Annotated in this window: 1 tRNA gene; it reads right to left on the minus strand. The window is 55.0% G+C overall.

Annotation, left to right across the window (positions count from 1 at the left end):
- Positions 1-7 precede the first annotated feature (7 nt).
- Positions 8-84 (minus strand) — tRNA-Asp (locus OGX83_RS00020).
- Positions 85-211 lie beyond the last annotated feature (127 nt).

Below are 211 nucleotides of genomic sequence, written 5' to 3' on the forward strand. Positions count from 1 at the left end.
TAATAAGTGGCGGAACGGACGGGACTCGAACCCGCGACCCCCTGCGTGACAGGCAGGTATTCTAACCAACTGAACTACCGCTCCACCGAATTTCTTTGTCACTACCCGGATTCTTCATCCCGGTTTACTGCAATTTGATGCCTGGCAGTTCCCTACTCTCGCATGGGGAGACCCCACACTACCATCGGCGCTACGGCGTTTCACTTCTGAG

Source organism: Citrobacter sp. Cpo074, from assembly GCF_030332745.1.
In the GTDB taxonomy this organism is placed as follows: domain Bacteria; phylum Pseudomonadota; class Gammaproteobacteria; order Enterobacterales; family Enterobacteriaceae; genus Citrobacter; species Citrobacter portucalensis.